Annotated in this window: 12 protein-coding genes; 4 read left to right on the forward strand and 8 right to left on the reverse strand. The window is 71.7% G+C overall.

Features of this window, described 5'->3' with window-relative positions; translation table 11 throughout:
* Nucleotides 1-148 precede the first annotated feature (148 nt).
* Complete coding sequence (locus ABD841_RS34715) at nucleotides 149-3,286, reverse strand: bifunctional cytochrome P450/NADPH--P450 reductase (RefSeq protein ID WP_344980650.1); 3,138 nt, start codon at nucleotides 3,284-3,286, stop codon at nucleotides 149-151.
* Between the two features lie 80 nt (nucleotides 3,287-3,366).
* Here ABD841_RS34715 and ABD841_RS34720 point away from each other — a divergent pair, with 80 nt between their 5' ends.
* The gene (locus ABD841_RS34720; protein WP_344980652.1) at nucleotides 3,367-3,954 is read left to right on the forward strand and encodes a TetR/AcrR family transcriptional regulator; all 588 of its coding nucleotides are present in this window, start codon (nucleotides 3,367-3,369) and stop codon (nucleotides 3,952-3,954) included.
* Nucleotides 3,955-4,242: 288 nt separating this feature from the next.
* Nucleotides 4,243-6,156, forward strand: a complete 1,914-nt coding sequence (locus tag ABD841_RS34725; RefSeq protein WP_344980706.1) for a Xaa-Pro dipeptidyl-peptidase — start codon at nucleotides 4,243-4,245, stop codon at nucleotides 6,154-6,156.
* A 76-nt stretch (nucleotides 6,157-6,232) separates the two neighbouring features.
* On the opposite strand, the gene ABD841_RS34730 is transcribed toward ABD841_RS34725, so the two are convergent.
* The 4 genes from ABD841_RS34730 to ABD841_RS34745 all read right to left on the reverse strand — a co-directional run bounded on the left by ABD841_RS34730 (nucleotide 6,233) and on the right by ABD841_RS34745 (nucleotide 9,703).
* A complete protein-coding gene (locus ABD841_RS34730; protein ID WP_344980654.1) occupies nucleotides 6,233-7,084 on the reverse strand; it encodes a TetR/AcrR family transcriptional regulator in 852 nt (283 codons plus the stop codon).
* 48 nt (nucleotides 7,085-7,132) lie between these two features.
* Nucleotides 7,133-8,290: an MFS transporter gene (locus ABD841_RS34735; RefSeq protein ID WP_344980656.1), complete on the reverse strand. Its 1,158-nt coding sequence runs from the start codon at nucleotides 8,288-8,290 to the stop codon at nucleotides 7,133-7,135.
* Between the two features lie 103 nt (nucleotides 8,291-8,393).
* Nucleotides 8,394-9,269 (reverse strand): alpha/beta fold hydrolase, encoded by an 876-nt coding sequence (locus ABD841_RS34740; protein ID WP_344980658.1) that lies wholly within the window; start codon nucleotides 9,267-9,269, stop codon nucleotides 8,394-8,396.
* On the reverse strand, nucleotides 9,266-9,703 hold the full coding sequence (locus ABD841_RS34745; RefSeq protein ID WP_344980660.1) for a helix-turn-helix domain-containing protein: 438 nt from the start codon (nucleotides 9,701-9,703) through the stop codon (nucleotides 9,266-9,268). Before ABD841_RS34745 ends, ABD841_RS34740 begins: the two co-directional genes overlap by 4 nt.
* Before the next feature lie 524 nt (nucleotides 9,704-10,227).
* Between ABD841_RS34745 and ABD841_RS34750 the strand changes: the two genes are divergently transcribed.
* Complete coding sequence (locus ABD841_RS34750; protein ID WP_344980662.1) at nucleotides 10,228-10,461, forward strand: hypothetical protein; 234 nt, start codon at nucleotides 10,228-10,230, stop codon at nucleotides 10,459-10,461.
* Between the two features lie 518 nt (nucleotides 10,462-10,979).
* On the opposite strand, the gene ABD841_RS34755 is transcribed toward ABD841_RS34750, so the two are convergent.
* From ABD841_RS34755 to ABD841_RS34765, 3 genes are all read right to left on the reverse strand, one after another.
* Nucleotides 10,980-11,921, reverse strand: a complete 942-nt coding sequence (locus tag ABD841_RS34755; RefSeq protein ID WP_344980664.1) for a slipin family protein — start codon at nucleotides 11,919-11,921, stop codon at nucleotides 10,980-10,982.
* 189 nt (nucleotides 11,922-12,110) lie between these two features.
* Nucleotides 12,111-12,419, reverse strand: coding sequence for an AzlD domain-containing protein (locus ABD841_RS34760; protein WP_344980666.1), 309 nt, complete (start codon nucleotides 12,417-12,419; stop codon nucleotides 12,111-12,113).
* Entirely contained in the window at nucleotides 12,419-13,126 is a 708-nt protein-coding gene (locus ABD841_RS34765) for an AzlC family ABC transporter permease (protein WP_344980668.1), read from the reverse strand. The genes ABD841_RS34760 and ABD841_RS34765 overlap by 1 nt, the downstream gene beginning before the upstream one ends.
* Nucleotides 13,127-13,193: 67 nt before the next feature.
* Between ABD841_RS34765 and ABD841_RS34770 the strand changes: the two genes are divergently transcribed.
* Nucleotides 13,194-13,778, forward strand: coding sequence for a helix-turn-helix domain-containing protein (locus tag ABD841_RS34770; protein ID WP_344980670.1), 585 nt, complete (start codon nucleotides 13,194-13,196; stop codon nucleotides 13,776-13,778).
* The last annotated feature ends 191 nt before the right edge of the window (nucleotides 13,779-13,969 follow it).

Genomic DNA, 13,969 nt, shown 5'->3' on the forward strand with positions numbered 1-13,969 from the left:
CACCCCGTTCGGTCACCCCGTTCGGTCACCCCGTTCGGTCACCCCGTTCGGTCACGGCGGCGGACACCCGGTCCGCCGCCGTTCCTGTGCGTCAGGTCCCTCATCCCGGCCGGTCCCGCATCCCGGCCGGGCGCGGGACCGGCCGGGGTCAGGCGAAGACGTCCTGCTGGTAGCGGTCCTCGGCCTCCAGCCGCCGCAGCCACTCCTCGCCGTCGCCGCCGGTCCTGGCGGTGTAGATCTCGGCCAGGGCGCGTCGTACGGCCGGTGCCATGCGCAGCCCGTCACCGCACACGTAGACGTGCGCGCCCCGCTCCAGCAGCTCCCAGACCGCGTCGGCCTCGGCGGCGACCGCCTCCTGGACGAACCGGTACGGGTGGCCGGGGACCGCGGAGAACGCGGTGTGCACGCGGGCGACCCCGTCCCGCTCCCACGCCTCCACCTCCGGGCGGTAGAGCCAGTCGTGGCCGGGGTGGCGGCAGCCGACGAACACCTCGGCGGGGCCCGGGGCGCCGGACAGGGCGCGTTCCTCCAGGAAACCGCGGAGCGGGGCGAAGCCGGTGCCGGGTCCGACGAGGACGACCGGGGTCGCGGGGTCGGCGGGCAACCGGAACGGGGGAGTGGGCACCCGGACGTAGCCGTAGAAGACGTCGCCGGGCTCGAGGCCGGCCAGGTAGGCCGAGCACATGCCGCGGTACTCGCCGCCGCCGGACCAGGCCGGCCCCTCCACGAGGCCGACGGTGACGCGGACCCGGCCCGGATCGGCCAGGGGGGAGGAGGAGATCGAGTAGTAGCGCGGCCTGATCGGCCCGGTCATCTCCAGGAAGACCGGGAGCGGCAGCGTGATCGCCGGGAAACGCTCCAGCAGCGTCAGCACCGAGACGCGCCTGGCCAGGACGTCCCCGGCGTAGTCGAGCCCCGCGAGCTGGGCTCGCGTCCACGGGCACTCGGTGTGCGCGGCGAGCGTCTCCAGGTCGGCGCGGGTGGCCGCCTCCTGCAGCTCGACGAACTCCGTCAGCAGCACCCCCGCCGTCACCGGGGTGTCCACCGGCAGGTGCGTCGTCCCGCGGGCGCGCAACCGCACCACCTGGTCGCGGGGGACGCGCAGGCGGCGCAGCGCCCACTCCACCAGGTGCGGGTCGTTCTTGGCGAAGACGGCGAGGTGGTCGCCCGCGGTGTAGGTGGCGCCCTCGGGCAGCGCGGCCACGATGGAGCGCACACCCGGGCGGGGGGCCTCCAGCGCGAAGTCCCACAGCCCGGCCGGGTCGCCGGTCAGCTCCTCGGTGGAGAGCACGGTCAGCGGGACGGCCCTGGCCGACACCACGGCGGGCCGGACGTCGGTCTCGGTCAGCACGTCCATCTCGTAGCGGGGGCCCGCGTCGGCCGCGTCCGTGCCGTACTCGGCGGCCAGGGCCGCCCACAGGGCGTCGGTCCAGGCGGTGACGTCGCCGTCGAAGTCGGCGTCGGCCTCCCCCCGTTCGACGAGCGGCACGGCTCCGGCCTGGGTGAACTTGGCGAAAGCCCGCCGGGGGAAGGCCTGGTAGGTCGGCCACTGGGTGTTGCCGCAGCCCAGCAGCGCCAGCCGCACCCCGTCCATCGGCGGCAGCTCCGGCAGGGCGTCGAAGGCCTGGGCGTTGTCGGGGGCCTTGCCGTTGTAGGTGGAGGTGACCACCACCAGCAGCCCGTCGGCGGGTGGGGCGGCGGCCAGCTCGTCGAGGGTCGTCAGAGTGGTGGCGAAGCCGGACCGCCCGGCTCGCTCGGCCAGCCGCTCGGCGACGTCGGTGCAGGTGCCCAGGTTGGAGCCGTAGGCGACGGCCAGCTTCACCCCGGTCACGGTCACCTCGGCCTGCCCGGCCTGCCCGGCCTGCTCAGCTTGCCCGGCTTGCCCGGTCTGCTCCGGCCGCGCGGCGACCCGCTCGTGGGCCTTGCGCTCGTGGACGCGGAGGGTGAACCCGTCCGGCTTGAGGGTGAGCGTCTGCTTGATCTGCATCCGGTAGGCGTCCGGGTCGGAGAGCGCGAACTTCTGCAGGACGAGCGCGAGCGCGAGCCGCGCCTCGGTGAGGGCGAACTGGCGGCCGATGCAGGCCCGTTCGCCGTTGCCGAACGGCTTGTAGCCGCCCGGGTGGTGATCCTTCCTGTTCTCCGGGAGCCAGCGGTCGATGTCGAACTCCCCGGGCCGCTCCCACGCCTTGGGGTGGCGGTGCAGCGGCGGCAGCAGGACGGCGATGTTCTGGCCCTCCGCCACCGGGTGGCCGCCGAGCGCGGTGTCGGCGAGGGCCTTCACGGAGAAGGCGGGGATGGGTGACCAGATCCGCAGGGTCTCGTCGAGGATCCGCGGGATCACGTCCAGCTTCATGACCGTCTCGTAGGTGGGCACGGTGTCGCCCGGCAGCACCCGGTCGACTTCGGCGTAGGCCTGGGCCAGGACGTGCGGGTTGCGCAGCAGGTTGTACAGGGCGAAGGACAGCAGCCCGCTGGTGGTCTCGTGCCCGGCGATCAGGAAGGTCAGGACCTGGTCGCGGATGTTCTCGTCCGGCAGCCGCCGCCCCGTCCTGGGGTCGGCGGCCTCCATCATCAGGCCGAGCAGGTCACGGGCGCCGCCCGCCCCCGTCCGGCGGCGGTTCCGGATGACGTCGTCGACCAGCTCCTGCATGGTCCGGATGTCGGCCCGGTAGGACTCCTCCTGCTTCTTCTTCAGCCGGGTGACCAGGGGGAGCTGCCTGTTGCGCAGCATCGCCTCGGTCAGCGCCCGGCCCATCGCCTGCAGGAAGGGGTGCAGATCGGGCGAGTCGAAGGAGCCGAACCGGTAGTCGAACCCGGTGAGGGCGATCGTGTCGAGCGTGAGGCGGGTCATGTCGTCGGGCACGTTCAGGTCCCGGCCCTGCCGGCCCTGCCAGGAGGCCACGAGCCGCTGGGCGACTTCCAGCATCTGCGGGAAGTACGCCTTCATGGAGCGCTGGCTGAAGGCGGGCATCAGGATGCGGTGCGCCTGCCCCCAGACCGGGTCGTCGCCGTGGGCGGTGAACAGCCCGTCGCCGGCGAAGTCGCGCACGATCGAGAGCGGCGGCTCGATCGACTTGCGGAAGCGGGTCTCGTCGCAGACCTCGGCGACCAGGTCGGGGTCGTAGACGAACAGCACGGTACGGCCGAGCAGCTCCAGCCGGTAGATCCCCTCGGGATACCGGGCGGCCAGGTCGTTGAGGTGGGCGCTGGGGCTGTGGGCCGGTATCTGGAAGGTGTTGCCGACGAGGGGAAGGCCCGCGGGGGCGGGAATCTCGGTCACTGTCATGGTGCTCCTCAGGCTCCGGGGGCCGGAGATCTCCCGATACCTCCGGCCATACACCGTATGGCGACGCTACCATACGGTGTATGGCAGTGAGCGCGCGCAGGGGAGAGCCCCTGACCCATCACGAGATCTCCGCGACGGCGCTGCGCATGGTGGACGCGGGCGGCGTGGAGGCGCTGTCCATGCGCAAACTCGCCGCGGAGCTCGACGTCAACCCCATGTCGCTCTACCACCACGTGGAGAACAAGACGGCGCTGATCCGGCAGCTGTGCGCCCTCGCGGTCTCCCGTCTGGAGTTGCCGCCCGACGACGGCTCCCACTGGCAGGACCAGTTGCGTGCGCTCGCGCACGCCTACCGCTCCCTGGCGCGGCTGCACCCGGCGCTGTGGGCCTACGTCCAGGTCCACCCGGAGATGATCGGCAGGGAGGACGGCATGTGGGCCGTGCTCTGCCGGATCCTCGCCGCCGCGGGCGTGCCCGGGGAGGATCTGCTGCACACCGGCGAGGCGCTGTACTCCTTCGTCTCCGGCTTCGTCACGGCCGAGAGTCAGGGGGGCCTCGGCGGGCACGCCGGGGGCGACGTCGACCGCACCTTCGAGATCGCCGTGGATCTCATCGTGTCGGGCCTGGAGCGTCACGGCGGCTCCGGCGCCCGGCCGGAGGCGCCGTAGCGGGCGGGCTGTCCGCGGCCGCGGGCCCGATCCGGCGCCCGGCCCCGGGCGGGTCCGCCTCCGCCCGCCTCCACCCGCGGCCGGTCGGGGTCGCTCGGGGATGCGGGGATTCCGGGACGGCGGGACGCGCTCCCGGACGGTCCCGGCGCGCACATCGCTGGATTGCGGACACTATGTCACATACCAAAATCAAGGTGATGTCGAACACATAAAGGATCTTGTTCGCTATACGGGTGTTACTGGAGATTACGGATGTTTCCGTAGTTCTCCAGGAGGCTCCGCTTGCCTGTGGTACGAACAGCCCTCGCCGCCTTCGCCGTCGTCACAGTGGGTGCCGTCCCGGCCCACGCGACCGCCACCCCCTCCATCACCATCGAACAGGGACGAACCCAGCCGGTCTTCTCCTACGCCGACGCCATCCGCGAACACGTCTACGTCGAGTCGGGCGTCGACAGCGACTCCGACGGGAGACCGGACCGGGTCCGGGTCGACATCATCAGGCCCAAGGAATCGGGTCCCGGGCTCAAGGTGCCGGTGATCATGGACGAGAGTCCGTACTACGACAATTCCGGCCGCGGCAACGAGGCGGAGCGGAAGGTTTACGACTCCGCCGGCAACGCGGTCAAGTTTCCGCTGTTCTACGACAACTACTTCGTGCCGCGCGGCTACGCCGTCCTCAACGTCGACATGATCGGCACCACCCGGTCCGACGGCTGCCCCGACGTCGGTGGGCAGGCCGACGTGCTGGGCGGCAAGGCCGTCATCGACTGGCTGAACGGCCGCGCCACCGCCTACCGGGCCGACGGCACGCCCGCGGTCGCGGACTGGACCACCGGCAGGACCGCGATGATCGGCAAGTCCTACGACGGCACGCTGGCCAACGCCGTCGCGGCGACCGGCGTCGAAGGGCTGGAGACCATCGTCCCGATCTCGGCGATCAGCTCCTGGTACAAGTACCAGCGCTCCAACGGCGTGATCTACAACTACGACTACATGTCGTGGCTGGGGAACTACGTCGACACCGACCCCGAGCCCAAGTGCGCCGCCGTGCGGGCGCGCCTGGACGCCGAGGACGGCGACGCCACCGGTGACTACAACGCCTTCTGGGCCGAGCGCGACTACCTCGCCGGCTCGCTGGCCGACGCCGCCAAGGTGCGGGCCAGCGTCTTCGCCGTGCACACGGTCAACGACCTCAACGTCAAGCCCGACAACTTCTCCACCTGGTGGCGGGCCCTGGCCGACAGGAACGTGCCCCGCAAGATCTGGGTCGGGCAGTACCAGCACGTCGACCCCTTCGACTTCGAGGGACGCCGCGACCTCTGGGTCGACACGCTGCACCGCTGGTTCGACCGCTGGCTGCTCGGCGTGGACAACGGCATCATGCGGGAGCCCCGCGCGGACGTGCAGATCAGCGCCGACCGGTGGATCACCCAGCGCGACTGGCCGGCGCCGTTCACCATGAAGGTCCCCTTCCGCCCCGCGGCCGACGGCTCACTTGGCCTCGTCGCGGCCAGGAGGGGGGAGACCGCCACGTTCACCGACGTCCGCCAGTCCGAGGACGCGATGGTGGCCGACGTCGGTACGACCAAGCCGGGCAGGGTGGCCTTCACCACCGGCGAGCTACCGCTGGACCTGCGCCTGTCCGGCACGCCCGTCGTGGACCTGCGCATCGCGCTCGACCGGCCCACCTCGAACCTGACCGCGCTCCTCGTCGACTTCGGCGAGGACACCCGGGTCGACTGGCGGCGCGGGCAGGGCGTCACCACGGTCGCGGAGGAGAGCTGCCACGGCGAGAGCACGGCCGTCGACGACGCCTGCTACCGGAAGGTGGTCACCAACCTGGCCACCCGGCCGCTGGAGATCGTCGCCCGCGGCTGGATCGACGTGCAGAACCGCGAGTCGCTCAGCGCGCCCTCGCCGCTGCCCCCGGGGACGTACGGCAAGGTCAAATGGGAGACCCTGCCGCAGGAGTACGTCTTCAAGAAGGGCCACAGGCTGGCCCTCGTGATCGCCGGCACCGACTCGACCTACAGCGGCGAGGCGGCCACCGGCGCGAACGTCACCGTCGATCTGGCCAGGAGCAAGGTGCTGCTCCCCCTGGTGGTCGGCGCCCTCGGCAGCGGTGACGTGCCGAAGGACAAGGTCAGGTGGCGCGGTCCGCGGCAACTGGACCTGCCGGTCCCGGAGAACCGGTTCTTCTGACCCGCACGGGACCGCGGGAGCGCGAGCCCGGTCCGGGCTCGCGCTCTCCGGTTCGGCCCGGTGGTTCCGGTGGCCGTCAGCCTGCCGGCCGCCCACGCCGGCCGCCCCGCCCCCGGCCGGGGCGGCCCACCGGGGCCCCCGTTCCGCCCACGGCCGTCTCGATCCCGTCCAGGAGGACGGTGAGCCCGGCCTCGAAGGTCTTCCTCGCCTCCCGCTCCAGGTAGGGCGTGCTCTCGTCCTCGACGTGGGACGCCCCCTCGGTCTCCATCCAGGTCAACATCGGGAACCGCTCGGCGAAACCGGGCGCGACCTCCTGGAGCAGGGCCGAGCGGGCGAACCACCACTCCTCGTCGGGCACCCCGGTCGCCGTCGCGGCCTGGCGTGACTCCGCGACCGTCTGCGCCACCCCGCGTACGAAATGGAACAGCGTGCTGACGACCCGCCGCAGGACCTCGGCCGTCAGGCCGGTCCCGGAGAGGATCCGCACCACCGCCTCCAGGACGGCGTACTCGTTGGGGCCCAGCACGGGCCGTACCTGGGAGACCTGCAGCACCCACGGATGCCGCAGGTAGAACGCCCAGAGGTCCTCGGCCCAGGAGGTCACGGCCGCCTGCCACCCCGCCTCCGGCTCGTAGCGGGTGGGCAGCTCGGCCAGGGCGCGGTCGTACATCAGGTCGACCAGCTCGTTCTTGCCGGGGACGTAGGTGTAGAGGGCCATGGCCGTGCGCCCGAGCCGCTCGCCCACCGCGCGCATGGACAGCGCCGCCATCCCCTCCGCGTCGGCGACGGCGATCGCCGTGTCCACGATCATGTCCACGCTCAGCCCCGGCTTGGGCCCCGGGCCGGTCCGGACGCCCTCGGACGCCTCGGCGCGCCACAGCAGGGCCATCGAACGGCGCGCGTCGCCCTGTCCGGCGAAGACGACCAACGTGTGACTCCTTACGCCGCGAACCGACTGATCACATTATTCTGCCGCTCAAGCGCGGGCGGGTGCGGGAGAAGGCCCGGCGGGGGTGGCGACGGCGGCGGCCAGGGCCAGCGTTCCGGCCAGGGCGAAGGCGATGCCGAAGCCGGACGTGGCGATCAGCGCGCCGATCGCGCCGGGAGTGGCGGCGGCGACGAGGTTCTGGGCGGTGTTCTGCGCGCCCAGGGCGCGGCCGGCCCATGAGGTTCCGGCGAGCTCGGAGACGGCGGTGAAGGCCAGGCCGTTGCCGCTCATGGAGACCACCAGCGCGGCGATCACCAGCGGTACGCCGGCGGCGGTGGGCACGGCTGCCGCGAGCAGGAGCACGACGGCGCCGTTGACCAGGGCGAGCTGCCGCATCGGCCGCAGGCGGCTGCCGACCGCGTCGGACCACGCGCCGCAGGCCAGCCGCCCGGCGGCCCCGGCGAGCTGGGCGACCGCGATCAGGGCACCGGCGTGGGCGACGTCCCAGTCGCGCAGGGTCACCAGGTAGGTCAGGGCGAAGCCCGCGGTGGCGAACTGCGGGACGACCAGCAGCATGCTCGCGCCGTGCACCCGCCACAGCGCCGGGTTCCCGTACGGCGAGGCCGTACGGGCGCCCGGCCGGGCCGCGGGGCGCGGGGGGTCGGCCACCAGCGCGCCGACGGCCACCGCGGTGACCAGGCAGATCACGGCCATGGCCAGCAGGGCACCGCGTACGGTGGCGAACTGGGGGATCAGGGCTCCGGCGACGGCGACGCCGAGGGGCTGGGCGGTCTGCCGCCAGCCCATGGCCACCCCGCGTCTGTCCCGGGGGAACCAGCCGAGTACGACCCGGCCGCTGGCCGCGTTCGCCGATGCGCCGGACGCCCCGGCCAGGGCGATGAGCACGCCGAGCAGGACGGTGTCGCCGGTGAAGGCTGCGGCGCCGAGGAACCCGGCCGCCAGGACCAGTCCGGCGGTCATCGCCAGGCGCTCGCCGTACCGGTCGGCGACCCAGCCCCAGGCGATCAGCGTGGCCAGCATGCCCGCGCTGGGCGTGCCGACGAGGATCCCGGCCTGCGCCAGCGTGAGGGCCCGCTCGGCCTGGAAGGCGGGCAGGAGGAAGGGCAGCCCGTACATGAAGACACAGCCCGCGCCCTGCGCGGCCATGCCCAGGCTCAGCATGACCCAGCGGTTTGGGGTTCTCATGCTGCGAGACTGTAAACCATGTCTCGATAAATAAGACAATCTATATCAAATTATGAGATTAACGGCTGTGGCCGCGGTGGCGCCGTGGATGTGCCGGAGTGTGTCAGGCATGGCGCCGGGTCTCCCCGGGAGCGCGCAGGAAATCGAGAATGGGGGCCGCCTGCTCCTGCAGCAGGTGCCCGGCCTCGGGCAGGAGGGTGACCGTCGCGTGGGGCACCGCCTGTTCCAGCCGCCGGCGGGTCTCGTGGGAGTCGAGCATGCTGTCCCGTCCGCCGAGGACGGCCAGGACCGGCATGGTCAGCCGCCGCAGCGTGTCGTCGTCGAACACCGGCAGCTTCTCCCTCCGGGGCCTGAAGTGCTTCTGGATGAGCAGGACGTACTCGCCGAACGCCCGAGCCTGCGGTGTCGCCGCCGGTGCCGCGGGGCCCAGGGCCAGCTTCATCGTCGTCCTCAGGCCCCACCGCCCGAACGGCCGCAGCAGCACCGCCGCGATCACCACGCCCCACTTCTGCCGGCCGATGCCGCCGGGACAGAGCAGCGCCAGGCGATCCACCCGCTCGGGGCGCCGGGTCGCGTAGTCGACGGCCAGCCATCCGCCGAGCGAGACTCCCACGATCGACGTGCGCCGGGCGCCGAGGGCGTCCAGCACCTCGTCGAGCCAGGACGCGTAGGCGCCGGAGGCCGGCGAGGGGCGCGACGGGGCGCTCAGGCCCGGCTCGCCGACTATGTCGACGGCGTGGACGCGGAAGTGCCGGGACCACGCGGCGGCGTCCGCCCTCCACATCGCCGTGTTCGCCCCCGAACCGTGCAGGAGCAACAGCGGCGGCGCGTCCCGCGGTCCGCAGGCCACGACGAACGTCTCACCCTGGCCGGTGGGGACGCGGATGTGCTCGCTGGGCACCGGCCAGGACTCCAGGTACTCGCGATAGCGCCGCTCGACGGCGCTCGCGCCCTCCGGAGAGGTGAAGACGTCGTTCACGTCCGCTCCTCCAGGAGCACGTTGATGATTTTGAGCAGGTCGGCGGTGCCGTCCAGCCCGCCCAGCAGGATGATCTTCATGCTGGCTCTCTCCTCGTCGTAGACCGTCTCGACGTGCAGGCGCGCACCGCCGCGGGGATGCGCCGCGGCGGCCATGATCGTGTTGCTCAGGCGGGTCATCGCCTCGGGGCTGATCGCGTCGATCAGCACGATGCCGGACACCTCGGCGTGGCTCCGGCGCCGCGCGTCCTCGTGCGGGAGCGCCGCCACCGGGTGGCCGGTGAACGCCTCCAGGTCCTCACGCGCGATCCGGTACCGCTTGCCGATGCGCACCGCCTTCAGCCGCCCGTCGCGTACGTAGCCGCGCACCGTCTTCACGTGGAGGCCCAGGAGATCGGCCACCTGGTCGACCGAGTACAGGTGTTGGCTCACCATGGCCTTTCCGGAACATGTTGTTTTCTTCCCTTATGCTCCCAATAAAGGTACATGACAGGGAAGTATGGGGAAAGTTAGGGAGTGAAAGGGCGGATGGGATCGTGTCCGTACGCTCCCGGCTCCGGTGGGGCGGGCCGATCGGGGCCGTCGCGATCGCCGGCCCGTCCTGCCCGTGTCGCGGGGTGGCTCCGGGCCCGTCGCCCTGTTCCGCGTCGCGTCGCGACCGCCGGTTCGTCGTGTCCCGTCGCGCGCCGCGACGGCCGGTCGGTCCGCCCCGGGCGCGGAGCCGTGCCGTACGGGTGTCCCGGCGGGATCCGGCGGGGCGGGGGCTGGAGATTATTTTCCGTGGAATCCGCGGAATCCCGATCTTTTGTCGGCCGATCATTTATTGATCGATTCTCCGTGGCCGTTTTATATCTTGAAGAATTCACTTTGCCTGGAGTTGACACTACTGTGCGGCGGGCGTATTTTTTCGTGCAGCGCCGAATGTGGCGTCTTGTGGTTAATCGGCTCAAGGAGGAGCCATGTCCGTCAGGCGAGTCATGATTAAGGCGGCCGGTGTCCTGGGAGGTGCGGCCCTCGTCGGAACCCTGCTCGCCGCGCCGGCGAGCGCGGCGACGTTCAGCTGTTCCTTCTCGGTTCTGGGCATTCCGGTGCCACTCACCGTGTCGGTGAGCGCCGACAGCGTCGAGGCCGCCGAAACCCGGATCGGCCTGCTCTTCCCCGGCGCGTTCAACGTGAGCTGCCAGCTCGTCTGACCGGTCTTCCCGCCGGTCGCCGTGCCCTTTCGTGCCCTCCCCGCGCGCTGCGGGGCCGGTATGCCCAACGATGGTCTCCTTTAGTCATTAATCCCGTTTTACGGTGATATAAGGGGATATTCTTGGATTAATCGGCGGTTGTCGTCATCGACATCGCCGTCCATGCCGGTGCGATTCGCAGGGGCGACCGAGAACGGCCCGGCGGAGATGGCCGTCTCCGCCGGGTCGCATCGGTGCGAAGAACGCGTCATCCCGATCCGGAAAGGTGGCTTTCCGAATCCGGTGGGATCGACCGCCGCCTGGACTTTGTTTCCGCGCGGATCGTTCTCGGACGGAGGCGCGCGTTTCCGGTGCGAGTCCGGTCACCGAAACGCGATGCGAACCGGGGGCCGGGCGTTTCACGGCCGGGCGTTTCATGGCCCGGCGGTTTATGGCCGGGTGGTTCATGGCCGGGCGGGGCCGGAGCGCTGCCCCGGCCCGGCGAGAACCGCTTCCCGCCGGGGGCCTGCCGGAAACGGTCAGGTGTCCGCCTGCTCCGCGGTCTCCCGTTCCAGGATGCTCCGCCCGCGCGACAACCCCTGGAGGCCGTCGGGCGGGGACAACTCCGGTGCCGGGGAACCGGCCGGAATCCGCTCCGCCGGTGCCGGGGAACCGGCCGGAATCCGCTCCGCCGGTTCCGGCACGGCGGGTTTCGGCGCCGGGGAGGTGTGCGCGGCACGGTCGAAGAAGCGCAGCAGCTCGACCGGGAACGGCATGACGAGGGTGGAGCTCTTCTCGGCGGCGACCTCCACCACGGTCTGCAGGAGCCGCAACTGCAGGGCCCCGGGCGTCCGGTCCATGATGGCCGAGGCGTCGGCGAGCCTCCGGGCGGCCTGGAACTCGCCGTCCGCGGTGATGACGCGGGCGCGGCGTTCGCGTTCGGCCTCGGCCTGGCGCGACATGGAGCGCTTCATCGCCTCGGGGAGCTGGACGTCCTTGATCTCCACGCGGTCGATGTGGATGCCCCAGCCGAGCGCCGGGCTGTCGAGCGTGAGTGCCAGCCCTCTGTTCAGCTCCTCGCGATTGGTCAGCAGGTCGTCCAGCTCGCTCTTGCCGATGATCGAGCGCAGGGAGGTCTGAGCCACCTGCTCGACCGCGAACAGGTAGTTCTGCACCTCGATCGCGGCTCTCATCGGGTCCTGCACCCTGAAGTAGACCACGGCGTCGACCTTCACCGAGACGTTGTCACGGGTGATGCCCTCCTGGGTGGGCACCGGCATGGTGACGATCTGGACGTTGACCTTCTTCAGGCGGTCGACGAGGGGGATGAGCAGGGTGAGCCCCGGCCGGCGCACGCATGGCAGGGCCCTGCCGAAGCGGAAGACGACGCCGCGTTCCACCTGGTTGACGATCCTCACCCCGCTGAGCGCGATCAGTATCGCGACGACCGCGAGCACCTCGAACACGATGATGGTGAACATGTCGATCCCTCCATATCGAGACTAGGACCGAACGCCACACAGCGAATGTATGGAAAACGTCAAAACCATCCAGAACGGGCAGGCGGCCGGGCCTTCCCGGTGTGCGGACGCCGTCGCCCCGGGATGCGTACGGTCACCGGGCGCGGCCGAACCGCCGGACACGCCCGGTGGCCGGGTGTCCGTCCCGGATCAGGGCACCCCGCACAGCCGGAGCACCGCCGTGGTCACGGCGGCCGCGACGACCACGACCGGGAACGGGGCGCGCCGGAGCGCGAGCACCCCGCCGACCAGTACCCCGGCCGGCCTGGCCCAGCCGGCGAAGCCGTGCCCCTCGGCGAGCGCGGAGGTGACCACCAGTGCGACCAGCAGCACGACCGCGGCGACGGACAGCAGCCGCCGCAGGCGGTCCGGCATGCGCAGCCGGTACCGGAACACCGGTCCGACCAGCCGGAACGCATAGGTTCCGGCGGCGAGCAGGGCGATGGCGAGCAGGGGCATCAGGGCGACTCCGGGATCGAATCGGTCTTCGCCGCGGTGGCGGGGGGCCGGGCCGCGAGCACGAGCCCGGCCAGTGAGAGCAGCACCGGCAGGCCGGCGGGCAGGAACGGCGTGGTCGCGACCGCGACGACCGCGCCGAGCAGGGCCGCGTTGCGGGTGCCGGGATCGGTGAGCGAGGGCAGGACCAGGGCCAGCAGCACGGCGGGGAAGGCCGCGTCGAGCCCGAGGGCGCCGGTGTCGCCGATGACCTCTCCGGCCAGCGCGCCGAGCACGACGGCCACGTTCCAGGCCGCGAACAGGGCGAGACCGCAGGTCCAGAACACGTCATGACGCCGCCGCCGGTCGCGTTGGCGTAGCGCGAAGGCCACGGACTCGTCCGTCATCACGTGCGCGCCCAGCAGGCGGGTCCACCACCGGTCGCCGAGCACGTCGGCGACGGCGAAACCGAAGGGCAGGAGGCGGGCGTTGAGCACCAGCCCGGCCACGACGCCCGCGGCCGGGCCGCCGCCGGCGAGCACCACGCCCACCGCGGCGAACTGGGCGCCGCCGGCGAAGACCAGCAGGGACATGGCGACCGGCACCCACAGGGGCAGGCCGCCGGACACGGCGATCGCGCCGAAGGAGGCGCCGACGAGCATGTCGGCGAGGCAGACCAGGGCGATGTCGCGGAGCGTGCCGCGATCAAGTGTTCGCCAGAACGAACGCATGTCCATTACAGTGGACGAAACAGCCATCGTTCGTCAAACCGAACAACTTGTCGTCTGGAGCGAACACGTGGGAAACGGTTCACCGGGGGAGGGCGAGAAGCCGGCCCTCGACCTGATCGCGCTGATCGCGGCGTCGATCCGCCGGGAGCGCGACCGTGCGGGCCTGTCCTTGACCGAACTGGCCAGGCGGGCGGGCATCGCCAAGTCCACGCTGTCCCAGCTGGAATCGGGCTCCGGCAATCCGAGCGTGGAGACCCTGTGGGCGCTCGGCGTCGCGCTCGGCGTGCCGTTCAGCCGGCTGGTCGAACCGCCGCGGCCGAACGTGCGGGTGATCCGCGCGGGCGAGGGGCCGGTCACCCACTCCGAACAGGCGAGCTACGCGGCCACGCTGCTGGCCTCCTGCCCGCCCAGCGCCCGGCGGGACATCTACCGGATAGGGGCGCAGCCCGGCGAGCCCCGGATCTCCGAATCCCACATGCCCGGCACGGCGGAACACGTGGTGCTCGGTGCGGGCCGGGCGCTGGTCGGTCCGGTCGAGGAGCCGGTCGAGCTGGGCCCGGGTGACTACGTCACCTATCCCGGTGACGCGCCGCACATCTTCAAGGCCCTCGAACCGGACACCGCCGCGGTGATCGTCATGGAGCACATCTGAGCCACCGGGCGCATCCGCGGCGGAGGTCCGGATCCACGGTCGCGGGCCCGGCGGGCCGGGGAGCATCCCGCGGGACGGGGTTCTGGCCAAGTCTTTGCCGGTTGATCGCCGTACGGCGTTCCGGCGGCGGAGATGTAGCAGCCATGATGGGCCCGCCGTTCGAGGGCGGGCCTCGGGACCGGGGCGGATCC

Source organism: Streptosporangium fragile (assembly GCF_039534445.1).
GTDB classification, from domain to species: Bacteria; Actinomycetota; Actinomycetes; order Streptosporangiales; family Streptosporangiaceae; genus Streptosporangium; species Streptosporangium fragile.